Annotated in this window: 22 protein-coding genes and 1 pseudogene; 9 read left to right on the top strand and 14 right to left on the bottom strand. The window is 60.2% G+C overall.

What is annotated here, in order from left to right; all coding sequences use genetic code 11:
- Positions 1–51: 51 nt before the first annotated feature.
- The 4 genes from ACI77I_RS25360 to ACI77I_RS25345 form a co-directional block, all read right to left on the bottom strand.
- On the bottom strand, positions 52–945 hold the full coding sequence (locus tag ACI77I_RS25360; RefSeq protein ID WP_406998879.1) for an NAD-dependent epimerase/dehydratase family protein: 894 nt from the start codon (positions 943–945) through the stop codon (positions 52–54).
- 103 nt (positions 946–1,048) lie between these two features.
- A complete protein-coding gene (locus ACI77I_RS25355) occupies positions 1,049–1,945 on the bottom strand; it encodes a LysR family transcriptional regulator (RefSeq protein ID WP_094951778.1) in 897 nt (298 codons plus the stop codon).
- A 31-nt stretch (positions 1,946–1,976) separates the two neighbouring features.
- Positions 1,977–2,567, bottom strand: coding sequence for an NAD(P)H-dependent oxidoreductase (locus tag ACI77I_RS25350; protein ID WP_263273989.1), 591 nt, complete (start codon positions 2,565–2,567; stop codon positions 1,977–1,979).
- Positions 2,568–2,689: 122 nt separating this feature from the next.
- Positions 2,690–3,454 (bottom strand): sulfite exporter TauE/SafE family protein, encoded by a 765-nt coding sequence (locus ACI77I_RS25345; protein ID WP_406998877.1) that lies wholly within the window; start codon positions 3,452–3,454, stop codon positions 2,690–2,692.
- Positions 3,455–3,884: 430 nt separating this feature from the next.
- Here ACI77I_RS25345 and ACI77I_RS25340 point away from each other — a divergent pair, with 430 nt between their 5' ends.
- Positions 3,885–4,781, top strand: a complete 897-nt coding sequence (locus ACI77I_RS25340; RefSeq protein ID WP_406998875.1) for a LysR substrate-binding domain-containing protein — start codon at positions 3,885–3,887, stop codon at positions 4,779–4,781.
- Here the strand turns inward: ACI77I_RS25340 and ACI77I_RS25335 are convergent.
- A complete protein-coding gene (locus ACI77I_RS25335) occupies positions 4,727–6,133 on the bottom strand; it encodes an amino acid permease (protein WP_094951782.1) in 1,407 nt (468 codons plus the stop codon). The two genes, ACI77I_RS25340 and ACI77I_RS25335, sit on opposite strands and share 55 nt — an antisense overlap.
- Before the next feature lie 137 nt (positions 6,134–6,270).
- On the bottom strand, positions 6,271–7,521 hold the full coding sequence (gene kynU / locus ACI77I_RS25330) for a kynureninase (RefSeq protein ID WP_242152496.1): 1,251 nt from the start codon (positions 7,519–7,521) through the stop codon (positions 6,271–6,273).
- A gap of 144 nt (positions 7,522–7,665) precedes the next feature.
- Here kynU and ACI77I_RS25325 point away from each other — a divergent pair, with 144 nt between their 5' ends.
- A complete protein-coding gene (locus ACI77I_RS25325; protein WP_003176072.1) occupies positions 7,666–8,139 on the top strand; it encodes an Lrp/AsnC family transcriptional regulator in 474 nt (157 codons plus the stop codon).
- A gap of 46 nt (positions 8,140–8,185) precedes the next feature.
- Here ACI77I_RS25325 and catA read toward each other — a convergent pair whose 3' ends face one another.
- Genes catA through ACI77I_RS25310 form a run of 3 tightly spaced genes read right to left on the bottom strand, consistent with a single transcriptional unit; the run spans position 8,186 to position 10,587 of the window.
- A complete protein-coding gene (catA, locus tag ACI77I_RS25320; RefSeq protein WP_406998873.1) occupies positions 8,186–9,115 on the bottom strand; it encodes a catechol 1,2-dioxygenase in 930 nt (309 codons plus the stop codon).
- Positions 9,116–9,156: 41 nt separating this feature from the next.
- On the bottom strand, positions 9,157–9,447 hold the full coding sequence (gene catC, locus ACI77I_RS25315; protein ID WP_094951785.1) for a muconolactone Delta-isomerase: 291 nt from the start codon (positions 9,445–9,447) through the stop codon (positions 9,157–9,159).
- A 12-nt stretch (positions 9,448–9,459) separates the two neighbouring features.
- The gene (locus ACI77I_RS25310; protein WP_406979618.1) at positions 9,460–10,587 is read right to left on the bottom strand and encodes a muconate cycloisomerase family protein; all 1,128 of its coding nucleotides are present in this window, start codon (positions 10,585–10,587) and stop codon (positions 9,460–9,462) included.
- A 114-nt stretch (positions 10,588–10,701) separates the two neighbouring features.
- Between ACI77I_RS25310 and ACI77I_RS25305 the strand changes: the two genes are divergently transcribed.
- Entirely contained in the window at positions 10,702–11,577 is an 876-nt protein-coding gene (locus ACI77I_RS25305; RefSeq protein ID WP_406979619.1) for a LysR family transcriptional regulator, read from the top strand.
- A gap of 139 nt (positions 11,578–11,716) precedes the next feature.
- On the opposite strand, the gene ACI77I_RS25300 is transcribed toward ACI77I_RS25305, so the two are convergent.
- Entirely contained in the window at positions 11,717–12,709 is a 993-nt protein-coding gene (locus tag ACI77I_RS25300) for a helix-turn-helix domain-containing protein (RefSeq protein ID WP_094951788.1), read from the bottom strand.
- Positions 12,710–13,035: 326 nt separating this feature from the next.
- On the opposite strand from ACI77I_RS25300, the gene antA reads away from it, so the two are divergent.
- The 4 genes from antA to ACI77I_RS25280 all read left to right on the top strand — a co-directional run bounded on the left by antA (position 13,036) and on the right by ACI77I_RS25280 (position 17,513).
- Entirely contained in the window at positions 13,036–14,427 is a 1,392-nt protein-coding gene (gene antA, locus ACI77I_RS25295; protein ID WP_242152507.1) for an anthranilate 1,2-dioxygenase large subunit, read from the top strand.
- Positions 14,427–14,918 carry an anthranilate 1,2-dioxygenase small subunit gene (gene antB, locus ACI77I_RS25290; protein WP_094951790.1) on the top strand — a complete coding sequence of 164 codons (492 nt, stop codon included), beginning with the start codon at positions 14,427–14,429 and terminating at the stop codon, positions 14,916–14,918. Before antA ends, antB begins: the two co-directional genes overlap by 1 nt.
- Positions 14,919–15,030: 112 nt before the next feature.
- Complete coding sequence (gene antC, locus ACI77I_RS25285; RefSeq protein WP_094951791.1) at positions 15,031–16,038, top strand: anthranilate 1,2-dioxygenase electron transfer component AntC; 1,008 nt, start codon at positions 15,031–15,033, stop codon at positions 16,036–16,038.
- A 71-nt stretch (positions 16,039–16,109) separates the two neighbouring features.
- Positions 16,110–17,513 (top strand): amino acid permease, encoded by a 1,404-nt coding sequence (locus tag ACI77I_RS25280; RefSeq protein WP_094951792.1) that lies wholly within the window; start codon positions 16,110–16,112, stop codon positions 17,511–17,513.
- 161 nt (positions 17,514–17,674) lie between these two features.
- Here ACI77I_RS25280 and kynA read toward each other — a convergent pair whose 3' ends face one another.
- Together kynA and kynB are read right to left on the bottom strand one after the other, a co-directional pair.
- Positions 17,675–18,532, bottom strand: a complete 858-nt coding sequence (gene kynA, locus ACI77I_RS25275) for a tryptophan 2,3-dioxygenase (protein WP_406998870.1) — start codon at positions 18,530–18,532, stop codon at positions 17,675–17,677.
- Complete coding sequence (kynB, locus tag ACI77I_RS25270; RefSeq protein WP_094951794.1) at positions 18,529–19,179, bottom strand: arylformamidase; 651 nt, start codon at positions 19,177–19,179, stop codon at positions 18,529–18,531. Before kynB ends, kynA begins: the two co-directional genes overlap by 4 nt.
- Before the next feature lie 386 nt (positions 19,180–19,565).
- Here kynB and ACI77I_RS25265 point away from each other — a divergent pair, with 386 nt between their 5' ends.
- Complete coding sequence (locus ACI77I_RS25265; protein ID WP_003194115.1) at positions 19,566–19,910, top strand: cupin domain-containing protein; 345 nt, start codon at positions 19,566–19,568, stop codon at positions 19,908–19,910.
- Between the two features lie 95 nt (positions 19,911–20,005).
- Positions 20,006–21,288: pseudogene (locus ACI77I_RS25260) on the top strand (OprD family porin).
- A 57-nt stretch (positions 21,289–21,345) separates the two neighbouring features.
- Here ACI77I_RS25260 and mmsB read toward each other — a convergent pair.
- Positions 21,346–22,233: a 3-hydroxyisobutyrate dehydrogenase gene (gene mmsB / locus ACI77I_RS25255; RefSeq protein ID WP_406998868.1), complete on the bottom strand. Its 888-nt coding sequence runs from the start codon at positions 22,231–22,233 to the stop codon at positions 21,346–21,348.
- 15 nt (positions 22,234–22,248) lie between these two features.
- Positions 22,249–23,766, bottom strand: coding sequence for a CoA-acylating methylmalonate-semialdehyde dehydrogenase (locus ACI77I_RS25250; RefSeq protein WP_106578173.1), 1,518 nt, complete (start codon positions 23,764–23,766; stop codon positions 22,249–22,251).
- Positions 23,767–23,844: the final 78 nt, after the last annotated feature.

The following is a 23,844-nucleotide window of genomic DNA, read 5'->3' as shown; positions in this document are numbered from 1 at the left end:
ATATCAGCCATCACCCAAATAACGGATATGTACCCAGCGGCCCCGTGAAAATCACACCATTTCGTTGCGAATCCACTCCACCACCGACGTCCGCTTCGGCGCCCAGCCCAGCAGTTCACGGGCATGCTTGCCACGTACACGGCTGTTGGAACCCAGGCCATAGTTGGCCATTTCATAGCCCCACTCGGCTTCAGCCTCGGCCAACGGCCAGTCCTGTGGTTGGCCCAGGTTCAGCGCTTGGGCGATGGCGGTGGTCATGTCGACAAATGCCGCTTCGCTGCTTTCCACAAAGTAGAAAGTGCCCGGCACATTCTTCTCAAGTGCCAGCAGGTACAGCGCCACCACGTCTTCAATGTGCACGTTAGACCAGATGTTCTGCCCGCTGCCCACATGCCGTACCACGCCACTTTTGCGCGCCTGCTTGAGCAGTCGCGGCAATTGCACGCTGTCACGCTTCACGCCCAGGCTGTGGCCATAGATCAGGGTGTTGCAGATCACCGCCGAATTCACGCCGTCTTGGGCGGCCGCCAGGATCAGGTTGTCGATGGCCACACGCGCGGCCTTATCGACGGTCGGCGCCGGCAAGTTGTCTTCGAAGTAGATGACATCACTGGCCTTACCGCCCGATGCATCACCAACGATGCTCGAACCACTGGTGTGCAGGAACGGCTTGTTCGAACCTTTCAACGCAGCCAGCAAGGTCTCCACTGCAGCCCGATGGTCGCTGCTGGCGGCGTTGATCACCGCATCAGCCTTCGAAGCCTGCTCGGTCAACACGGCTGCGTCGTCCAGGGTGCCGATCACCGGAGTGATGCCCAGGGCGGTCATTTCAGCGGCCTGCTCGGCGCTGCGCACCAGGCCGGTAACGCTATGGCCAGCCTTGACCAGGCCGGTGGCAATGGAACCGCCGATAAACCCTGCTGCGCCGGTAACGAATACGTTCATGGAGTGTGCTCCTGACTGGGTAAGTGATGCGTCCAGTATCGAGGCCCCATCCCTGTCGAATAAGACCCTGTTGCCCAATTCAATCTTGCGCACAGGTCACGAATCAGCAGGCATACCGCGCCAGCTTGGCCTGAATGAAGTCCAGGAAGCACTGGATGCGCAGCGCCAACTGCGAGTTGCGGTAGAACACCGCGTGGATCGGCTGGCGATAGCCACTGTTGAACGCCTCCAGCACCGGCACCAGGCGCCCGGCGTTGATGTCTTCGACCGTCATGAAGTTCGACAGGCAGCCAATGCCCTGCCCTTCCAACGCCAACTGGCGCAAGGTTTCGCCGCTGGAGGCGGCGATGCTCGGCTGGATCAGCCACCGGTCGCCTTCCACATGGCGCAGCGGCCAATGGTTGAGGGTTTCAGTTTGGGTGAAGCCGAGCAACGTGTGGTCCGCCAATTCGGCAACCGTGGTGGGCGTGCCGTATTGCTTGAGGTAGTCGGGGCTGGCGAGGATATGCAGCGGCGTACAGCCCAGGGAACGGGCGTGCAATGTGGAGTCGGCGAGCGCGCCGATGCGAATGGCAATGTCGGTGCTCTGTTCCAGCAGGTCGATGATCAAGTCATCGCTGTTCAGCTCCAGCTGTATTTCGGGGTAGAGGCTGCGGAACTCGGCAATGTACGGCACGATCCCGTGCAGCATGAACGGCACGGCGGCATTGATGCGCAGGCGCCCGGCCGGGTTTTTCTGGCGCGACGACAGGCGTTCTTCCAAGTCATCCATCTGCGCCAGGATCACCTTGGCCTGCTCGAAGAAGTACTTGCCCTCTTCGGTCAGGTCCATGCGCCGCGTGGTGCGGTTGATCAGTGTGGTGTCGAGCTTGGCTTCCAGGCGCGACAAGGTGCGGCTGACCGCCGAGGGCGTCTGCCCGACCTGCTCCGCCGCGGCGGAAATCGAGCCGCACTCAATCACGCTGACGAAGATCTGTAACTCATCGGATCGGGCTTTCACAGGCTGTCCTTCTTGATCGGTGGGTAGCAGCTTACACCGGCAGGTTAAACACCTGCGCCAGATGCTGCTGGTAGCGCGCCACGTCAGCCTCGATGGCCGGGCGTTTCATCACGTCCACGCACAGGAAGGTCGGCAGGCTGGTCATGCCGAGAAACTCGTTGGCCTTGTGGAACGGGAAGTACACCGCGTCCACGCCCTTGGCTTCGAAGAAGTCGGTGGGGGCGTCGAAGGCTTGCTGCGGCGCGTTCCAGGTCAGCGACAGCATGTATTGCTTGCCCTGAATGAGGCCGCCGCTGCCGTACTTTTGCGACGAATCGGAACGCGTGCGGCCATCGCTGGCATACAGGCTGCCGTGACCTTCAGTGAAGACTTCGTCGATGTACTTTTTGACGATCCATGGCGCGCCCATCCACCAGCCGGGCATTTGATAGATGATCACATCAGCCCAGAGGAATTTGGCCACTTCTTCGGCCACGTCGTAGCCTTCGTCGATGTGGGTAACGTTGACGTCGATGCCGCCACGGTCGAGCACGGCCACGGCGGTGTCATGCAAGGTGGTGTTGTAACGGCCGTCGGAGTGGGCGAATTGCTTGCCGCCGTTCAGCAGGAGTACTTTTTTCATGGGAGGTATCCAGAGGGTTGAAAATATCTGCCGGCAGGCTATCGACATTCAACCCTGTGAATAAGCAGCGGTGCGGCAAAATACATTTGACCAAAACGCACGAATAACGCCGTACTCTTGCCTTAGCCGCTGATCAGCAGATGACCACCTAACACTGCCATGCCGATAAAAAATACCCGTTTGAACAACACCGCACTGATGCGCTGACGCAGCGCCTGGCCCAGCCACATGCCCAACAACGCGGGCAGCAGCGCCAACAGCGAGGCATTGATTTCGCCACCGCCCAAGGTCCCACGCCAGGCCAAGCCGGCAGCCAACGCCAGCGTAGACACAGTAAACGACAGCCCCAAGGCCTGCACCAGTTGATCCCGATTCAAGCCCAAGGCTTGCAGGTACGGCACGGCGGGAATCACGAACACACCAGTGGCCGAGGTGATGATGCCGGTGATCAGCCCACACAACGGGCCCAGCCAGCGCTCGGTGTGAGGTTTCACCTTGAATGCAGGCAGGAACAGCCCGCTCAAGGCATACGCCAACAACGCCGCGCCCAGCGCGCGCACCACCCAATGCCCACGGTCCATGCCCAACCACAGCGTGCCGAGCCCGGTGCCAAGGAAAATCAGCAACAGCATCGGCCACAGGCGCTTGAGCAAAGCGCTCAAGTGGCCGCCGAATGCCAGTTGCCAGAGGTTGGTGACCGTCGAAGGAATGATCAGCAATGCCGCAGCCTGCGCCGGAAGCATAGCCAGGCCGAGCATGCCCATGGCCACGGTAGGCAGGCCCAGGCCGATGACGCCTTTGACGGTGCCCGCCAGCAGGAAAGTGCCAAGTACCAGCAGCGTCAAGGCGGGACCGAGGTTTTGGTAGAACGCTAGGAAGGTAGTCATCGGTCGATTGTGGGGTGTTAAGGCGGTTATGAAAATTCGCCATATACTGAGGCAGCCTCTTGTTTTTCATGAGGCTGAGGGCGCCATCGCAGGCAAGCCAGCTCCCACACTTGAAATGTGTTCACAAATCCAAGTGTGGGGCTGTTTGCCTCCCACTTTTCAAATGTGTTCACAAATCCAAGTGTGGGGCTGCTTGCCTCCCACTTTTCAAATGTGTTCACAAATCCAAGTGGGGGGCTGCTTGCCTCCCACTTTTCAAATGTGTTCACAAATCCAAGTGTGGGGCTGCTTGCCTCCCACTTTTCAAATGTGTTCACAAATCCAAGTGGGGGGCTGCTTGCCTCCCACTTTTCAAATGTGTTCACAAATCCAAGTGTGGGAGCTGGCTTGCCTGCGACGAGGCCAGTTCAGTCACCCGAGAGACCCAGCCATGCACTTTGACCTGATCGACCTGCGCCTCTACCTGAACATTCTCGACGCCGGCAACATCACCGCAGGCGCGGCCCGCAGCCATTTATCCCTGGCCGCCGCCAGCGCTCGCATCCGTGCGATGGAAGCTTCATTGGGCATCGAATTTCTCGAGCGCGGCCGTCGTGGCGTCACACCGACGCCAGCGGGCAAGGCCCTGGCCCGCCACGCGCGCCTGCTGCTGCAACAGGCCGAGCACCTGCAACAGGACCTGGCCGAATACGCCAATGGCGTCAAAGGCCAGGTGCGCCTGCTGTGCAACACCACGGCCCTGAGCGAATACCTGCCGGAGCTACTCGCAGATTTTCTACGCGAACACCCCAACCTCGATATCGACCTGCAAGAGCTGCCCAGCCTGCGCATCACCCAGGCGTTGCGCCAAGGCACGGCGGACCTTGGGATTATTTCCGACGCGGTGGACACCCACGGCCTGCAGACCCTGGCGTTTCGCGACGACCCGTTAGTGCTGATCATGCCTCTGGACCATCCGCTGACGGCGGGCACCGTGAGTTTCATCGACAGCCTGCCATACGACTACGTAGGCCTCACCGCCAACAGTGCACTGGCGGTGTACCTGGAAGAACAGGCGCTGCACGCGGGCTTTCGTCTGCAAACCCGGATCCGTGCCGATGGTTTTGACGGGCTGATTCGCATGGTCGCCGGCGGCGCGGGCCTGGGCATCGTGCCCCAGGCCGCACTGGAGCGCTGGCCGCTGGAGCGCCGCGTCAAGGCCCACCCTCTGCAAGAAAACTGGGCCTGTCGCACGCTGCTGTTATGCGCGCGGTCCTTCGAGCAATTGCCCGGCTATGCCAAGGCCTTGTTCGACGCCTTGGCCCTGCCCTTGCGGAAAAACCCGTAGTACACCGCCGACAGAATCAGCAGGAACGGCACGCCGAACACCAGGGTCATCTTGAACGCCTCGGTGAAGTACGTGGTGATCATCACCGCGCCCATCAGCACCAGGCCCAACAGCGTGCTGTAGGGAAACAGGCGCAGTTGGAACGACAGCTTCGCCCCGCCATGGCGCTTGCGATAACGGCGGAAGAACAGGTGCGTGAGGAAGATCATGAACCAGGTGAAGATCGCGCCAAACATCGAGATCGCCATCATCAAGGTGAACGAGCTCTCTGGGTACACCACGTTGAGCAAGGTCGCCAGGGCAATGCCCGAGCTGGACAGCAGCAGCGCATTCAGCGGAATCCCGTTCTTGCTCAAGGCGCCCATGGACTTGGGCGCAAAGCCTGCGCGTGACAGGCTGAACATCATGCGTGTGGTGATGTAGAGCTGGCTGTTCATCGCCGACAGCGCTGCGATCAGAATCACGAAGTTCATCACCCCGGTGGCGCCGGGAATGCCGATGGTCTGCATTACTGTGACAAACGGGCTCTGGGTCTGGCCGGCCTGATTCCACGGCACGATGGCCAGCATCAGCGCCAGGGTCAGCAGGTAGAACACCACCAGCCGCACGATGGTAGCGCGGAAGGCTTTCTTCACCGCCTGCTCCGGGTCGGCGGCTTCACCGGCGGCCACTGCAATCATCTCCACACTCAGGTAGCTGAAGATCGACACGATCACCGCGATCCACATACCGCTCAAACCATGCGGGAAAAAGCCGTCGTGGGCCGTGTAGTTCTGCACGCCAAATTGCGGGTTACCCGAGCCGAACACCACGTACACCGCGAGGATGATGAAGCCGACAATGGCGCTGATCTTGATCGTCGAGAACCAGTACTCGAAGTTGCCGAAGGTCTTCACGCTGATCGCATTGAGCAGGACCAGCACACTGGAAAATGACACGATCCACACCCACTCCGGCACGTTGGCGAACCAGTACTTCATGTACATCGCCACCGCCGTGACCTCGGCGCCCACGGCCAGCACAATCGCCGCCCAGTAGGCATAACGCACCAGGAACCCGGCCAGCGGGCTGATGTAGAACTCGGCGTAGGCGCCAAACGAGCCCGAGGTGGAATGCGCCACCGTCATTTCCGCCAGGCAGCCCATCAACAGCAAGGTGATCAGCGCGCCGATGGCATAGCTCACCAACACACTCGGCCCCGCATAGCCGATGGCATAGGCGCTGCCCATGAACAGCCCGGTGCCAATAGCACCACCGATGGCGATCATGCTCATCTGGCCGGAAGTGAGCTGGCGCCGCAGGCCTAGCTCGCGGTGGGTGATCTCTGCAAAACCGTTGTCTGGCGTGGTCACGTGGTGTGCCCCTTTATTATTGTGCTTGTTACTGCCGGTGCCGAACCCTGTGGGCGCTGGCGTGCCTGCGATAGCGGCGGTGAATTCACTGACGCTATCGCAGGCAAGCCAGCTCCCAGATTAGTTTTGCGGTGCTCTTAAGTGACGCTGTTGCGCACTTTGAACTGCGGTTGATCCCAGGTGTGGTTATCGAGAATGTCACCGAGGATTTCCACGGCGTCCCATACCTCGGTAAAGCTGGTGTACAGCGGGGTAAAACCAAACCGCATGATGCGCGGCTCACGGTAATCGCCGATCACGCCCCGGGCGATCAGCGCCTGGATAACCGCATACCCTTCGGGGTGTTCGAAGCTCACATGGCTGCCGCGTTTGGCGTGTTCACGTGGCGTAATCAGCACCAGGCCGTGGGCGGCGCAGCGGGCCTCCACCAGCGCGATAAACAGGTCAGTCAACGCCAGGGATTTAGTCCGCAGGCTGGCCATGTCGGTCTGGGCAAAAATCTCCAGGCCGCATTCGACCATGGCCAGCGAGGTGATCGGCTGGGTGCCGCACAAGTAACGTGCGATGCCGCTGCTCGGGGCGTATTGAGCTTCCATCGCAAACTGCCGGGTATGCCCGAACCAGCCCGACAACGGCTGGCGCACCAGGTCCACCAACGCTGGGTTGACCCACACAAACGCCTGGGAACCCGGCCCGCCATTGAGGTATTTGTAGGTGCAGCCAATCGCGTAATCGGCCCCCGCCTTGTGCAGGTCGATAGGCACCGCGCCTGCCGAATGCGCCAGGTCCCAGATGCTCAACGCGCCACATTCGTGGCTCAAGGCGGTGAGCGCCTGCATGTCGTACATGTAGCCGGTCTTGTAGTTGACGTGGGTAAGCATCACCACTGCCACATCCTGGTCGATGGCCTGCGGCAGTTCATCGGGGCTGTTCACCAGTCGCAACGAATAACCCTGTTGCAGCAACTCGGCCAGGCCTTGGGCGATGTACAGGTCGGTGGGAAAATTGCTCGCCTCGCTGACGATCACCTTACGCCCGGGCACACGTTGGCGCTGCACGCTCAACGCGGCGCTGAGCACCTTGAACAAGTTGATCGAGGTGGTATCGGTGATTACCACCTCACCGTCGCGCGCGCCAATCAGAGGCGCCAGACGGTTACCCAAACGCTGGGACAAATCCGCCCAGCCGGCGCTGTTCCAGCTGCGAATCAAACCATTGCCCCACTCGTCGGCGATCACCTGCTGCGCCCGCGCCAACGCCGCCACCGGGCGTGCGCCGAGGGAGTTGCCGTCGAGGTAGATCACGCCCTCAGGCAAGGCGAACTGATGGCGCAGCGGCGCCAACGGGTCCTGGGCGTCGAGGGCTTGGCAGTGGCTTCGGGTGGTCATGGGTTGTCCTGGTTTTTATAAGTGAATATGGACCAAATAATGAACGAAGTTTTAGAGAATTTTCGTGCAAAGTGGTGGGTAACAGGCTAATTAAGCTGTAGGAAATTCGAATTTAACCCTAAAACACGCGGATTTATTCTAAGCATGATTCTCGACGCCACCGACCTGCGCCTCCTGCATTTTTTGCAACAGGATGGGCGCATCAGCAACCAGGAACTGGCGGAAAAAGTCGCCCTGTCGCCCTCCGCCTGCCTGCGCCGTTTGCGCCTGCTGGAGAGCGAGGGAATCATCAGCGGCTACCGCGCAGTGTTGAACGCCGAACAGCTGGGAATCGAGTTGGAAGCCATCGTGCACCTGTCCTTGCGCCAGGACGTGGAGGATTGGCATGAGACGTTTATCAAGAAGGTGCAAGGCTGGCCGGAGGTGGCCAGTGCGTATGTGATTACCGGCGCCAGCAACTATGTGCTGCGCGTGCAGGCGAGGAACTTGAAGCACTTTTCGGACTTTATCGTGAACCACCTGAACCGCACGGCCGGGGTGATGGATATTCGCTCGGAGATTGTGTTGCAGAAGATCAAGGATCGGGATGAGGTGTTGGACTTAGTCGTGCGCAAATAGCACCATGATCGTTCCCACGCTCCGCGTGGGAACGATCAGCCCGTGTTTAGTCTTCTAGGGCGCGCATGCGCTGCATGCGTTTTTGCTCTACCGGTGCGTCAGCCACCTGCAACTCAAAGTCAAAATCAATCTGCGCAAACCTCCCCTCCACCCCAAACTCCCGCGCCAGTTGCTGATCCTCACTGAAGCGAATTTGCGCAATCAACTCATCACGCGTCGCATAAGCAAAATCATCATGCAGGTACGGGTCATCCGAGAGGTTGATCTGCGTGGTCAAATGCCGGTACCCCGGCGCCGAGATGAAGAAGTGAATATGCGCCGGCCGCTGTCCATGACGCCCCAGTTGGTCGAGCAGCTGTTGAGTCGGCCCAGTCGGCGGGCAGCCGTAGCCGGACGGCACGATGCTGCGAAAACGGTAGTTGCCCTGGGCATCGGTCTCAATGCGCCGACGCAGGTTGAATTCCGACTGCGTCGGGTCAAACCACGAATAGGTGCCACCGGTATTCGCCTGCCACACATCGACAATCGCCCCCGCCAGCGGCTTGCCGTCGGTGTCGCGCACTTGCCCGCGCATGAACAGCGGCACTGCGTCATCCTTGCCATCGTCCAGCCGCGCTTCGTACTTGCTCAGCGGCGCGCCGGCCACATACAGCGGGCCTTCGATGGTGCGCGGGGTGCCGCCGGATTTACCGGCCTCCTCGTCCGCAGCATCCATCAGCAAATCCAGGTAATGCTCCAGGCCCAGCCCGGCGGCGAGCAAACCCGCCTCTTGGTTCTTGCCCAACTCGTTGAGGTAGTTGACCGCCTTCCAGAACTCTTCCGGGGTCACTTCCAGGTCTTCGATGATGTTCACCGCGTCACGCAGGATCCGGTAGATCAGCGCCTTAGTGCGCGGGTTGCCGGCGTCGTTAAGGTTGCCGCTGGCTTCTTCGAGAAACTGTTGAGCGTGGGCAGTCTGGGAAAGTCGGATGGACATGGTGCAATCCTCATCTTGTCATTATTGGGGGCAAAACAGGCTCAGCGGTCGTCCTCATGGATCGACGAAGGGTGTCGGCACAAGGCGTTCACTTCGATGGCCATGTAGGGAAAAAGCGGCAGTTGCATCAGCAGGTCGTGCAGGTCTTGCACGCTGTCGACGTCGAACACGCTGTAGTTGGCGTAGTGCCCGGCGATGCGCCACAGGTGGCGCCATTTGCCCTCTTGTTGCAGCCGCTGCGCCAGGGCTTTCTCTTGCGCCTTCAGACCAGCGGCGTGCTCGGGGTTCATGTCCAGTGGCAGGTTCACAGTCATTTTTACGTGGAACAACATGGCAGGCGCCTCTTAGTGTTTGTCACGACGGAAGAACGCCAAACGCTCTTCATCAATGGTCAGGCCCAGGCCCGGCGCGGTGGAGACATGCAGCGCAAAATCGCGGTACACCGGCGGCTCGGTGAGGATGTCTTCGGTGAGCAGCAGCGGGCCGAACAGTTCGGTGTCCCAGGCCAACTTGTTCAAGGTCAGGAAGGCATGCGCCGAGGCCAGGGTGCCGATGCCGCCTTCGAGCATGGTGCCGCCGTACAGACCGATACCGGCCGCTTCGGCAATCGCAGCCGTGCGCAACACCGCGCGCGGGCCGCCGTTCTTGGCGATCTTGAGGGCGAACACCGAGGCCGCGCCTTCGCGGGCCAGGTTGAAGGCGTCTTCCACGCATTCGATGGACTCGTCGGCCATGATCGGCGCCGGGCTCGACAGGTTCAGCCGGGCCATGCCGCTGCGGTTGTTGCGCGAGATCGGTTGTTCGATCAGGTCGATACCGTTATCACCGAGCACCTTGCACGCGCGCAGGGCCACAGCTTCGTCCCAGGCCTGATTGACGTCGACACGCACACTCGCGCGTTCGCCCAGGGCTTTTTTGATCGCGATTACATGGGCCAGATCGCGGCCGACTTCACCGGCACCAATCTTCAATTTGAAGATGCGGTGGCGGCGCAGGTCGAGCATCTTTTCAGCTTCGGCAATGTCTTGTTCGGTGTTGCCACTGGCCAGGGTCCAGGCCACCGGCAAGGCATCACGCACGCGCCCGCCGAGCAGTTCGCTGACCGGCAGGTTGAGGCGTTTGCCGAGGGCATCGAGCAAAGCACTTTCGATCCCGGACTTGGCAAAGGTGTTGCCACGAATGCTGCGCTCCAGGCGCAACATGGCCGCGTTGATATTGCTCGCGTCCTGGCCAATCAACAGCGGCGCAAAGTGGCGGTCGATGTTGATCTTGATGCTGTCGGGGCTTTCGTTGCCGTAGCTCAGGCCGCCAATGGTGGTGGCTTCGCCGATGCCTTCGATGCCATCGGCGCAGCGCAGGCGGATGATCACCAGCGTCTGGTTTTGCATCGTGTGCATCGCCAGCTTGTGCGGGCGAAGGGTGGGGAGGTCGACGATGATGGTGTCGATCGACTCGATGGCGCAAATCGGCATGGCTATACCCGTTGGGTTCTTTATATGTTTGAGCCGATTCTGTGCCGTATTTTCCCTGGCTTCCAATATAGAATGGGTCTCGCACAATACCCTCAAGGTATGAAAGGAGCCGTCATGGAACTGCGTCATCTGCGCTATTTCCAGGTGCTGGGTGAGACCCTCAACTTCACCCGTGCCGCCGAACGCCTGCACATCGCCCAACCGCCGTTGAGCCGGCAGATCCAGCAATTGGAAGATGAATTGGGCGTGATTCTGCTCGAGCGCGGCCGACCGCTGCGGCTGACTGAGGCCGGGCGATTCTTCTATGAGCACGCCAATGTGCTGCTCGAACAGCTGGGCAAGGTCTGCGACACCACCCGGCGTATCGGCCAGGGCGAGAAGACCTGGCTGGGTATCGGCTTTGCGCCGTCGACCTTGTACGGCGTGCTGCCGGAGTTGATTCGGCGCCTGCGCAACCATGAGGCGCTGGAGCTGGAATTGGGCTTGTCGGAGATGACCACCTTGCAGCAGGTCGAAGCGCTCAAGGCTGGGCGTATTGACGTAGGCTTCGGGCGGATTCGCATCGACGACCCGGCCATCGTCCAGCGCGTGCTGGTAGAGGATCGACTGGTCGCCGTACTGCCCGCTGGCCACCCGTTGCTCGGCGCACCCGCCACCCTCGCCCAATTGGCCGCCGAGCCGTTTGTGCTCTACCCCGGCAACCCGCGCCCCAGCTATGCCGACCATGTGATCGCACTGTTCGACGCCCACGGCTTGAGCCTCAAGGTGGCGCAGTGGACCAACGAATTGCAGACCGCCATCGGCCTGGTCGGCGCGGGCATGGGCGTGACGCTGGTGCCGGCCTCGGTGCAGGTGCTGCACCGCGCGGATATCGGCTACACGCCGATTGTGGAAACCACCGCGACTTCGCCGATCATTCTTAGCCGCCGGGTGAATGATCAGTCGCCGGGGCTGAGTCATTGTTTGCAACTGGTGGAAGAGTTGATCTGAGCTCACAAAGCCACCCCCTATCCAATGTGGGAGCTGGCTTGCCTGCGATGGCGGTGGCGGTGGATCAGTTGGCATCTTTACTAACTGGCCCACCGCTATCGCAGGCAAGCCAGCTCCCACAGTTTGATCCTCATTGTTTTCAAAGGCTGCGCAGGCGCGTGCGTTGCAGGGTTTGACTGGGGGATTCATCAAACAGCTTGCGGTATTCCGCTGAAAACCGTCCCAAGTGCGTAAAGCCCCAGCCCAGGGCGATTTCGGAAATAGTGCACGTCGAGCCGTGCTCGAGTATTTCCTGGCGCACGGCCCCCAGCCGGTATTTCTTCAGATAAGCCATGGGCGACAGCGCAAAGTATTTGCGAAAGGCATCAAACAGCTTGAACCGCGACACACCCGCAGCGGTTTCAAGGTCTTCCAGATGCACCGCTTCGCGGGCGTTTTCATGGATGAACTGCCGCGCCCGAATCAAGTAGTGCGGCAGCTTCACGCCGAGTACGTCGCGCAACTCCTCTGAATAGTTGTTCGGCTGGGCGAGGATCAACCCCTTGATCAGCGAACTTTCCAGGTCACGGGTAAACGCCGCCTGCTCATACAACTCGCTGCTGCGCTCAAGCTCCGCAATGAAGTAGCGCGCCATGCGCCACCAGGATGCCGAAGCGCCGTCCACCGCGTCCATCACCGACTCAAAGCGCAGCGGCGCTTCAATCGGCCGTTGCAGCAAGCCTTCCAGGGATTCACTCATCGCCGCCCGCGTGATCACCACCTGCAGCTTGCGGCAGTCGCCGGAAATCGCCAGCACCTGATGCTCGTTGGGCGAGATGATTACGCCTTGATCGCGGTTGGAACTCAGGCGCACGCCGTCCTTGCTCAATTCCTGCTCACCCACCAGCGGCAGGCTGAGGCTGTAGCTGCTGAAGTGCTCGGCGTCTTCGATGTCGATGGTCACGTCGGTGCCGTATTCGATCACGCCCAAGGTGGTGGCGCGGGACTTGAACACGTTGGCACTGTGGTGAAAACGCAGGCGTTCGGGCGTGGCCGTCGCCAGGCGGTGTGGCCCGCAAATGCCGGACATCCAGCTGCAGGCGCCTTCCAGGTCGAAGCGTTGAATATGGATATCGCGTGTATGGCTACTCATCAGGGTGCACCCACGGCGGTTAGGCTGTTGCGCGCTCTGGCGGCGCGTCGTTAGCAATCGACAGCAAGTTCCAAGCCACGCCAGCCTCAATGCAACTGCGTGGATAGCAACGGTCGACTATGTGGATAAGTCGCAGGTTTTTTGCGACTTTCCCTTGATATGACAGTAGCGCATCGCGTCACCGAGCTGCACCGAACTGGGTATTTGCTGCCCACATTTACGGCGCAACTTTGCGGCTTACCTTCCCCCATTAAGCGGATAGCCCGCGCCCTGCCCCGCTGCCTTTAATGAACCACCGATTAGCCCCTATCAAAAAGGTGCCTCCCATGAGTGGTGCAAGAAGCGTCGAGCAGTGGAAAGCGTTTATCGAAAGCTGCCTGGATTTTCGCCCGGCCGATGAAGTGTTCCGCATCGCCCGGGACATGTTCACCGAGCCGGAACTGTTCGACCTGGAGATGGAACTGATCTTCGAAAAGAACTGGATCTACGCCTGCCACGAAAGCGAGCTGGCCCATAACCACGACTTCGTGACGATGCGCGCCGGGCGCCAGCCGATGATCATCACCCGCGATGGCGAAGGCCAGCTGAACGCGCTGATCAACGCCTGCCAGCATCGCGGCACCACGCTCACGCGGGTCGGCAAGGGCAACCAATCGACCTTCACCTGCCCGTTCCACGCCTGGTGCTACAAGAGCGACGGCCGGCTGGTGAAGGTCAAGGCGCCGGGCGAATACCCGGAAAGTTTCGACAAAGCCACCCGCGGTCTGAAAAAGGCACGCATCGAAAGCTACAAGGGCTTTGTGTTTATCAGCCTGGACGTGAACGGCACAAACAGCCTGGAAGACTTCCTCGGCGACGCCACAGTGTTCTTCGACATGATGGTCGCGCAGTCCGCCACCGGCGAGCTGGAAGTGCTGCCGGGTAAATCCGCCTACACCTACGACGGCAACTGGAAGCTGCAAAACGAAAACGGCCTGGACGGTTATCACGTCAGCACCGTGCACTACAACTACGTGGCCACGGTGCAGCATCGCCAGCAGGTGAACACCGAAAACGGCACGGGTTCAGGCACCACGCTGGACTACAGCAAGCTCGGCGCGGGCGATGCGAACACCGATGACGGCTGGTTCGCCTTCAACAACGGCCACAGCCTGTTGTTCAGCGACATGCCCAACCCCACCGTGCGTTCCGGCTACGCCACCATCATGCCGCGCCTGGTGGAAGAGCACGGCCAGCAGAAGGCCGAGTGGATGATGCACCGCCTGCGCAACCTGAATATCTACCCAAGCCTGTTCTTCCTCGACCAGATCAGCTCGCAGCTGCGGATTATTCGCCCGGTGGCGTGGAACAAGACCGAGATCATCAGCCAGTGCCTGGGCGTGAAAAACGAATCTGACGCCGACCGCGAAAACCGTATCCGCCAGTTCGAGGATTTCTTCAACGTGTCCGGCATGGGCACACCCGATGACCTGGTGGAGTTTCGCGAAGCCCAACGCGGCTTCCAGGGCCGCCTGGAGCGCTGGAGTGATATCTCACGCGGCAGCCACCGCTGGGAAACCGGCCCGACGCCGAACAGCGAAGCCATCGGCATCCAACCGGCGATGACCGGCACCGAGTTCACCCACGAAGGCCTGTACGTGAACCAGCACCGCAATTGGCAGCAGTTCCTGCTCAAGGGCCTGGACCAACAAGCGCTGACACTGCGGGAGGTGAAGTGATGAATGCGCAATTGCAGTACCAGATCGAGCAGTTCTTCTACCGTAAATCCGAGCTGTGCGACGCTCAGGACTGGGACGCCTATGTGCAGTTGTTCGACCCGCAAAGTGAGTTCCACCTGCCGCAGTGGGACTCGGAACACGTCTACACCCGCGACCCCAAGCGCGAGATGTCGCTGATCTATTACGCCAACCGTTCGGGGCTGGAAGACCGCGTGTTCCGCCTGCGTACGGGTAAGGCGGCGTCGGCCACACCGATGCCGCGCACGTTGCACCTAATCAATAACGTGCGGATTGCCGAGCAACCGGGTGGGTTACTGGACGTGAAGCTGAACTGGCACACGCTGTTCTATCGGCTGGCCATGTCGGAGCAGTTCTATGGCAGCGCCACCTACAGCCTCAAACCCCATGGCGACAGCTGGTTGATCACCCGCAAACACGCCTTGCTGCTCAACGACACCATCAACTCGGTGCTGGATTTTTATCACCTGTAGCAGCGAACTTTTGTGGCGAGCATCGCCCTGTGGCAAGCGGGCTTGTTGTGGAAAGCGGGCAAGCCTCCTCGCCACAGGGTGTGCGCAGCCACAAATACGCGGAGAACAACAAATGAATCACAAAGTGGCCTTCAGCTTTGCCGATGGCAAAACCCTGTTTTTCCCGGTGGGCGCCCACGAAATCCTGTTGGACGCTGCGCTGCGCAACGGCATCAAGATCCCCCTGGATTGCCGCGAAGGCGTGTGCGGCACCTGCCAGGGGCGTTGCGAGTCCGGCGATTACAGCCAGGATTATGTCGACGAAGAAGCCCTCTCCAGCCTCGACCTGCAACAACGCAAGATGCTCAGTTGCCAGACTAGGGTGAAGTCCGACGCAACGTTTTACTTCGATTTTGATTCGAGCTTGTGCAATGCGCCGGGGCCAGTGCAGGTGCGCGGCACGGTGAGCGAAGTACAGCAGGTCTCGGCCAGCACGGCCATTTTGCAGGTGCAAATGGAGGCGCCGCTGGACTTCCTGCCAGGCCAATACGCCCGCCTGTCGGTTCCCGGCACCGACAGTTGGCGCTCCTACTCCTTCGCCAACCGCCCGGGCAATCAATTGCAGTTTCTGGTGCGCCTGCTGCCCGATGGCGTCATGAGCAACTACCTGCGCGAGCGTTGCCAAGTCGGTGACGAAGTGCTGATGGAGGCGCCATTGGGTGCTTTCTACCTGCGCCATGTCACCCAACCGCTGGTGCTGGTGGCAGGCGGCACCGGGTTGTCGGCGTTACTGGGCATGCTCGATGAACTGGCGGCCAACGGTTGCGAGCAGCCGGTGCACCTGTACTACGGCGTTCGCGGGGCCGAAGACTTATGCGAAGCGGCGCGCATCCATGCCTACGCTGCAAAAATCCCGAATTTTCGCTACACCGAAGTACTGAGCGACCCATCACCTGCGTGGACCGGCAAGCGCGGCTACCTCACCGAACATTTCGACCTGGCCGAATTGCGGGACAGATCGGCAGATATGTACGTGTGCGGCCCCCCGCCGATGGTCGAATCCATCCAACAATGGCTGGCGGATCAGGCACTTGATGGCGTTCAGCTGTATTACGAAAAGTTTACGCAGAGTAATATCTGACCCCTCAGCAGTTCTGAGGGGCGGTGCGGCGTGCAATCAACCCTGAGAAAAACAAGTAGAAGGGAATGTTAATGGCGGATGACATGGTTAACCCGGTAGGCCTCAAGCGTGGCCTGAAGAACCGGCATATTCAGCTGATTGCCTTGGGAGGGGCGATTGGCACGGGGTTGTTCCTCGGCTCGGCCGGGGTGCTTAAGTCGGCGGGGCCGTCGATGATCCTGGGTTACGCGATTGCGGGTTTCATCGCGTTCCTGATCATGCGCCAGCTCGGCGAGATGATCGTCGAAGAACCGGTAGCCGGCTCCTTCAGCCACTTCGCGCACAAATACTGGGGCGGTTACGCGGGCTTCCTGGCCGGCTGGAACTACTGGGTCCTCTACGTGCTGGTGGGCATGGCCGAACTGACGGCCGTGGGCAAATACATTCAGTTTTGGTGGCCGGAGATCCCGACCTGGGTCAGCGCACTGGTGTTCTTTGTCGCGGTGAACCTGATCAACACCCTCAACGTGAAGTTCTTCGGTGAAGCCGAGTTCTGGTTTGCGATCATCAAGGTGGTGGCGATTGTCGGCATGATCGTGCTCGGCTGCTACCTGCTGTTCAGCGGCACCGGCGGCCCGCAAGCCTCGGTGAGCAACCTGTGGAGCCACGGCGGGTTCTTCCCGAATGGCGGCATGGGGCTGTTGATGTCGATGGCCTTCATCATGTTCTCGTTTGGTGGCCTGGAGCTGGTGGGCATCACTGCCGCCGAGGCCAGCGAGCCGCGCAAAGTGATCCCCAAAGCGATCAACCAGGTGGTCTACCGGATTCTGATTTTCTACGTCGGCGCCCTGACCGTGCTGCTGTCGCTGTACCCGTGGGACCAACTGCTGCAAACCCTCGGCGCCTCGGGCGATGCCTACAGCGGCAGCCCGTTTGTGCAGATCTTCTCGCTGATCGGTAACGACACCGCCGCACACATCCTCAACTTCGTGGTGCTGACCGCAGCGTTGTCGGTGTACAACAGCGGCGTGTACTGCAACAGCCGCATGCTGTTCGGCCTGGCCGAGCAAGGCGATGCGCCCAAAGCGCTGATGAAGCTGAACAAGCAAGGCGTACCGCTGCGCGCCCTGGCGATTTCGGCGCTGGTGACGATGCTGTGCGTGGTGGTCAACTACGTCGCACCGCACAGCGCGCTGGAGTTGCTGTTTGCACTGGTGGTTGCCTCGCTGATGATCAACTGGGCGCTGATCAGCCTCACCCACATCAAGTTCCGCAAAGCCATGGGCGAGCAAGGCGTGGTGCCGTCGTTCAAGACCTTCTGGTTCCCGTTCAGCAACTACCTGTGCCTGGCGTTCATGGTGATGATCATCAGCGTGATGCTGGCGATTCCGGGCATTCGTGAGTCGGTGTATGCGATGCCGATTTGGGTGGGGGTTATCTATGTGGCGTATCGGTTGCGGATCAGAAAGGGTAACGCTGTAGTGAATGCACAGTGATCCCTGTGGGAGCCGGGCTTGCCCGCGATAGCGGTGTGTCAGCCACTGGAGGTGGTGACTGATACACCGCCATCGCAGGCAAGCCAGCTCCCACATTTTGAAGCGGCATTCCCACGCAGAGCGTGGGAACGATCAGCCCCGGGATTCCGGGGCTTTTTTGTTTAGAGCGTGGAACGCACTCGCCACAGCTCGGGGAACAGCACGGTGTCGAGCATCTTGCGCAGGTAACCCACGCCCTCGGTGCCGCCCGTACCCGGCTGGAAGCCGATAATCCGCTCCACCGTGGTCACATGCCGGAAGCGCCATTGGCGGAACGAATCCTCCAAATCAATAAACTTCTCAGCCAACTGATACAAATCCCAATACCGGCTCGGGTCGCGATACACCTCACGCCAGGCCGCTTCCACGGACTCATCGTGAACCGTGGCCGCCGTCGGGTCGCGCTCGGCGCGTTTGGGGTCAATCGCCAAACCCGCCTTGGCCATCAAATTAATCGCCTCGTCATACAGCGACGGTGTGGCAATCGCCACCTGCAACTCCTGCAACAACTCAGGCCGGTGCGCATGCGGGCGCAACAGCGCTGCGCTCTTGTTGCCGAGAATAAATTCGATCTCGCGGTACTGGAACGACTGAAACCCCGACGACTGCCCCAGGAACGGGCGGATCGCCTTGTATTCCGACGGCGTCATGGTCGCCAGCACCGCCCAGGCGTGCACCAGTTGATCGAAGATACGCGACACCCGCGCCAGCATCTTAAACGCCGGCGACAGCTCACCCAGGCGCACGTGTTCGCGGGCGGCCTTGAGTTCGTGGAGCATCAGTTTCATCCACAGCTCGGAGGTCTGGTGCTGGATGATGAAGAGCATTTCGTTGTGGTCCGGCGACAACGGATGCTGGGCGCTGAGGACTTTGCCCAGGTCCAGGTAATCGCCGTAGCTCATCGACTCGGAAAAATTCAGCTCGGCGTTATGCCATTCTTCCGACGGTTGGTAGTCAGCAGAGAAGGGACATTGGCTCATCGCGTAAGCTCCTTGAGCGGGCGAAGAATGGCGCGGACCGGGCTCGCGTCCAAGTTGGCAAAGCGCAGCGGCAGCGCGATCAGTTCATAGTCGCCCTCCGGTACGTCATCGAGCACGATGCCTTCGAGAATCGCCATGCCGTGGCGGGCCACGGCGTTGTGGGAATCCATGGTCTTGGACTGTTGCGGGTCCAGCGAGGGCGTATCGATACCGATCAGGCGCACACCCAGGCTGGCGAGCAGCTCAATGGTTTGCGGCGCGATGGCGGTGAAGTTCGAATCCCATTCCGTCAGCGGCGCTTGTGGATAAGTCCGCAGCAGCACGCGCTCCGGCAGGTTATCCACACGCCCTTGCAGTTGATGCGGCTGCACCAGCGCGCCACTGCCCAGGCAATGCAACACCCGGCACGGGCCCATGTACACGTCCAGCGACACCTCACCAATCGGCGCGCCGTCCGCGCTGTAATGCAGCGGTGCATCCACATGGGCGCCGGTGTGCGGCGAGAAGGTCACGCGGCCCACATTCACTGGGCACTCGGGGCCAAACTGCCACACGCGCTCTTCCTGGAACGGCGTATCGCCCGGCCAAGTCGGGGTGGCCGTACTCAAGGGCGGGCTGATATCCCACCACGTTTTTATTGGGTTCATTTCAAGGCTCTCGGCTGTTACCTGGGTGAATGATACGAGGGCCAGCCGTGCATTTTCTTGCTTATTCCAGCGCCAGGCGGGAATTCTTTCGCACATACTGCGAGGAAGTGGGGGATTGACGCACAAATCTAGCGCCCGGCCGCAATCGTTCAAACAACTCAAATCCTTGTGGGAGCCGGGCTTGCCCGCGATGGCGCCGTGTCAGGCGATGAGAGGCAAGCTGTGGCGCCGTCATCGCGTGCAAGCCCGGCTCCCACAGGGTTCTAGGGGGCATGATGAATCACTGTGCGGTTGCGCTTCTGAGCATCCCGATGTCGAGTTCAGACCACTGACACAACGCCCAAGGCCTTAGGGTGCATCTTTGCATTCACTGCCTCGGAGCCATCATGTCCAAGCCCATCACCGTATTGCGCGACACCCACCCACTGCCGGTCCTGGATGCCTGCAAATGGGAAAAACTCGAAGGCGACCCGCACACCGTCAACCTCAACGCCTACACCAGCGAAGACGGCAGCAAGATCATGGGCACCTGGATTTGCACCCCGGGCAAGTGGTACGTGGAATACGTGAAGTGGGAATACTGCCACTTCCAGGAAGGCTACTGCGTGATCACCCCCGAAGGGATGGCGCCGATTCACTTGCGCGCTGGGGATATCTTTGTGGTGGAGCCCGGCATGAAAGGGACCTGGGAAGTGGTCGAGACGGTGCGTAAGTACTTTGTATTTGCCTGACACCTGGAGCGGAACACCCTACATAGAATCAGATAAATCCTGCCCTCCTTCAAACAAGTCTTAGACCGAGTTAGAAGGGTTTACAGCAACCTGCGATGAGCACCATCCCTCTCACGCAGGCTGCATCAATGAACCTAATAACCAAAGTATGCGCTTTAAACCTCAGCCTCTTTCTGACGCCCTACGCACTCGCTGACTTCATCAGCGACAGCACCGGCAAGCTTGAACTGAAAAACTTTTACTACAACCGCGACTACCGCGACCCCGAGGCCACACAGTCCAAGCGGGAAGAGTGGGGGCAAGGTTTCGCCTTGCAACTTGAATCGGGGTTTACCGAAGGCACCGTGGGCGTAGGCGTCGACGTGCTCGGCATGGCCGGGTTCAAACTCGACTCAAGTGCGAGCCGAACCCGGTCCGGCCTGCTGCCCGTGCGTGACTCCGGCAAAGCCGAAGACAGCTACGGCGAGGTCGGCGTTACGGCCAAACTCCGGGCGTCGCACAGCACGCTGAAAATCGGCACGCTGGTGATGCCACCACTCCCCTTCCTGGAAAAAAACATCGGGAGCTTCACCCGCAACTCTTCAGAGGCGCCTACCTGCACTCGCAGGAAGTGCAAGACTTGAAGCTGGACTTGGGCAGAATCACCCAGGTCAATCAACCCAATTCCACCAACTATGAAGCATTGGGTGTCGGCACGGGCACACGCAAAAACATTGTTGTGCGTGGGAAGAATCAATCGGATGCATTCGACTTTGCCGGCGGCAGTTACGCGTTCAACAAACAAATCACTGGCAGTTATTACTACAGCGCGCTGGATAATCTCTACACCCAACACGCCGCCGCCCTTCAACACACTTATCCGGTGGCAGAGAACCAAAGCCTGAAAAGCGAACTGCGTTATGCGCGCTCCACCAATAACGGTAATACCAACATCGACAACACCGCGCTGGGCGCGCAGTTGAGTTATTCATTGGGGTCACATAAATGGACCGGCGCCTATCAAACCATGCAAGGCAACACGGGGTTTGCAGCCTTGAGGGGAAGCTTCTCCTCACTGGTAAACTTTTTCCAATACAGCGACTTCGCCAATAAAGACGAAAAGTCCTGGCAACTTCGCTACGACTACGACTTCGCGTCACTCGGCGTTCCCGGCCTCTCGCTGTTTACCCGCTATGCCTCGGGCAGCAACGTGGACCTAGGCCCTGGGCGTTCAGACGGTCGCGAGTGGGAACGGGATATCGACGTGACCTATGTGTTCCAGAACCCGACCCTGAAAAACGTAAAAGTGCGCGTGCGCAACGCCATGGTGCGTTCCAACTTTGAACGGGATATCGACGAAACCCGCCTGATCGTCAGCTACGAACGACCACTGTGGTAACGCTCGCCCTGCGCAAAAACCCGAGAGCCCGCGCAAGGCGGGCTCTCGGAAACGCCCCTACTTGGGTTTGCGATAGCTGTTGATGATCGCCGAGAAGTCCTTGCCACCTTCCCCGCGCTGGCTCATCGATTGATACAACTGCTGGGCCACGGCACCGAGAATCACCGGTTGCTTGGCCTGGCGCGCCGCTTCGGTGGCCAGGCCCAGGTCCTTGAGCATCAGGTCGGCGCCAAAACCACCGGTGTAACCGCGCGAAGACGGCGCGGTTTCAATCACGCCCGGCCATGGGTTGTAGGTGTCGGAACTCCAGCAGCGCCCGGTGGAGCTGTTGATGATGCCGGCCAGCACTTGGGTGTCGATGCCCAGTGCATCGCCCAGGGCCATGGCTTCGCTGACGCCGACCATGCTGATGCCGAGCAGCAGGTTGTTGCAGATCTTGGCGATCTGGCCGGTGCCGATGTCGCCGCAATGCACGATGTTGCGGCCCATCTGCGCCAGCACCGGTTGCAGGGTGGCGAACAGTTCCAGGGGGGCGCCGACCATGAAGGTCAAAGTCCCTGCGCTCGCGCCACCGGTGCCGCCAGAGACGGGAGCATCAGCTATCACCACACCTTGCTTGGCCGCCGCAGCGGCAACATCGCGAATGGTTTGCGGGTCGATGGTGCTGCAATCCACTGCCGGCACGCCTTTACCAATCCCGGCGAGCACGCCCTCTTCATTCAGCCAAACGCTGCGCACATGGGCGGCGGCGGGCAGCATGGTAATCACCAGTTCCGCGCCTTGTGCAGCTTCACGCGGTGAGCCTGTGACGGTGGCGCCCAGTTCTGCGAACTCCTTGAGTACGCCTGGATTAACGTCGAACACATTCAGCTTATTCCCAGCCAAAAGCAGGTTGCGGGCCATGGGCGCGCCCATGTTGCCCAAACCGATAAATGCAATCTTCATGGTCGTCTCCCCAAATCAGCGCAGGTTGATGGTGGTATTGACGCCATCATTGACCGTGTCGTCGTCGAACCAGCGGCTCGTCACGGTTTTGGTCTGGGTGTAGAACTGCACCACTTGCTTGCCGTACGGGCCCAGGTCGCCGAGCTTGGAACCACGCGAACCGGTGAAGCTGAAGAACGGCACCGGCACAGGGATCGGGATGTTGATGCCGACTTGGCCTACATCGATTTCGCTCTGGAACTTACGCGCCGCCGCACCGCTTTGGGTGAACAGGCCGGTGCCGTTGCCGAACGGGTTGGCGTTGACCAGCGCGATGGCCTCATCGAGGGTCGCAACCTCCAGCACGACCAGCACCGGGCCGAAGATTTCCTGGGTGTAAATCTGCATGTCAGTGGTCACGCCCGAGAACAGGGTCGGGCCAACAAAGTTGCCTTGCTCGAAGCCCGGCACCTTGATGTCGCGCCCGTCCAGCTCCAGCTTCGCGCCTTCTTTCACGCCGCTTTCGATCAGTTCCAGGATGCGCGCCTTGGCACGTTTGGAAATCACCGGGCCGACATCCGTACCGGCTTCACTGCCGGCATTCACTTTGAGCTTTTGCGCCAACGCCTTGAGGTCCGGCAGCCATTGCTTGGCCGCGCCCACCAGCACCACCACCGAGGTGGCCATGCAACGCTGGCCCGCCGCGCCGAAACCGGCACCGACCAGTGCATTCAGCGTGTGTTCGCGATTGGCGTCCGGCAGCACCACGGCGTGGTTCTTGGCGCCCATCATCGACTGCACGCGCTTGCCGTGTTTACCGGCCAGGTCGTACACGTGAGTACCCACAGCAGTCGAACCGACGAAGGACACCGCCTTTATGTCTTTATGGGTGCACAGCGCATCCACCACATCTTTGCCGCCGTGTACGACGTTGAGCACGCCAGCCGGCACGCCAGCTTCCAGCGCCAGCTCTACCAGCAGCAGGGTCGACAGCGGGTCTTGCTCGGACGGCTTGAGGACGAAAGTGTTACCGCAGGCAATCGCCATCGGGAACATCCACAGTGGAATCATCGCTGGGAAGTTGAACGGCGTGATACCCGCGCACACGCCGATAGGCTGGCGCAGGGTGTAGGTGTCGACGCCACCGGCGACGTTTTCAGCGAATTCGCCCATCTGCAAGGTGCCGATAGAGCACGCGTGCTCGACCACTTCCAGGCCACGGAAAATATCGCCCTCGGCATCGGCAATGGTCTTACCCTGCTCGGCGCTGAGGACCACAGCGATGCGTTTGGAATGTTCACGGATCAAGGCTTGCAGCTTGAGCATGATGCGCATGCGCGCGCCGATCGGCGTCAGCTTCCAAGTCTGGAAGGCCTGATGGGCAGCGTCGATGGCCGCATTGACTTCATCGGCGGTAGCGAAAGGGACTTTGGCCAGCACTTGCTGGGTGGCCGGGTTGACGATGTCTTGCCAGTGGGTGGTCTTTGACTCGACCCATTCACCGTTGATCAGCAACTTGACCTGTTGCACGGAAATGTCGGCAGAAGCGTTCATGTGGTCTCCAATCTTGTAGTTATGCAGAGACAAGGCGCGTGAATCGCCTTGGGAATGAGGCGTTCGGACTGTTTTTGG

This window comes from Pseudomonas sp. D47 (assembly GCF_045447305.1).
Lineage (GTDB): Bacteria > Pseudomonadota > Gammaproteobacteria > Pseudomonadales > Pseudomonadaceae > Aquipseudomonas.
Note: the sequence above shows the minus strand (reverse complement) of the source record. Positions and strands in the feature narration are given on the sequence as shown.